Source organism: Prevotella sp. TF12-30 (assembly GCF_003436715.1).
Taxonomy (GTDB): domain Bacteria; phylum Bacteroidota; class Bacteroidia; order Bacteroidales; family Bacteroidaceae; genus Prevotella; species Prevotella copri_A.
Map to the genome: position 1 here is coordinate 1 of NZ_QSQJ01000111.1, position 1,202 is coordinate 1,202.

The 1,202-nt window shown below is 51.9% G+C and carries 2 protein-coding genes; both read left to right on the top strand.

The features are described from left to right. Nucleotides 1-535, top strand: a 535-nt coding sequence (locus tag DXD25_RS16290; protein WP_147327959.1) for a T9SS type A sorting domain-containing protein, incomplete at its 5' end; no start/stop codon positions are given. A 17-nt stretch (nt 536-552) separates the two neighbouring features. Further along, the coding region (locus tag DXD25_RS16295) for a hypothetical protein (RefSeq protein WP_233522367.1) at nt 553-1,202 on the top strand (650 nt) is incomplete at its 3' end.

A 1,202-nucleotide genomic window follows, 5' to 3' on the forward strand; every position in this document is an offset into this window, starting at 1 on the left:
ACAGACCGTGCATCATGAATATGTCTGGTCACTTCGTGCATGGCGGTTCTGCATCAAGTACGGAAAGGGCGAGACACATATCACAGACCTTACCGTAAACGGTACGCCTGTAACCTCATTCACCACAAGGGGCAACGTGCAGATAGAAACACCCAAGAAGTGTACGACAACGATGACCGTCTATGTCGGCAGCGAGTGTGATGCAAGTATGCCTAACGGAACACAGGTAAGGGAGAGCCATGTGGGCAGCTCGGACAGACAGGCTGACAATACCTTCATTTCTGGAGAAGACGAGGATTTCACTGTCAATGGCAACGGTTCTACTACAGGTATCTACGAGGCTAAACTCACACAGGACAAGCCTGCTGCAGCCACATTGATGGTGTTTGACGTATCAGGCAAACTGGTAGTGTCACGCCAAATGACAGGCGAAAGCGTCAAGCAAGCCGACTTCAAGGTTCCCGCATCGGGTGTGTATGTCGTGAAGGCAATCTCCGAGAATGGGGAGCATACAAGGAAAATCTCAGTAAAGTAACTTAAAGGAAGATACGCATGAAGAATTATATACAGAAGGTGGCGTGGGCATTGGTTTTACTGCTTGCCGCCACACTGTCCCTTTCGGCAAAGGACGGGACAGCCGTGAGAAAACTCTTCAAGAAGGGTGTCTCTGACAGTATCTCCGTAGGAGGTAGCAAACTGGTCGTTCTTCAGAAAGACCTCATTCGGAACAGAAGCCTTTCCGTGAACTCTATCGGAGAGGAGAATGTTCCTGAGCTTGACTTTGCCATGACCAACGTCACGGCAGGAGGACATGGCTACCGTTTTCTCCCTCACGGAACACACTTCACAGGCGAGGGTGCGACTGTCAAGATAAAGTATGACCGCACGAGAATACCAAGCGGCTATACCGAGGACGACATCCGTACCTATTACTACGACCCGGCCGAGAAGCATTGGGTTGCGTTGGAGCGTGTGCGTGTGGACAAGAAGGAAGAGTGTGTCGTTTCAAAGACGACCCACTTCACAGACATGATCAACGGCGTGATACAGGCACCGGAGTCACCGCAGACCGAAGGCTTTGCCCCGACGATGATGAACGACATCAAGGCGGCAGACCCGACGGCGAAGCTCAATGTCATTGCGCCTCCAAGCGCAAACAACCGTGGCTCTGCCAACCTGCAGTATCCGTTCGAGATGCCGCC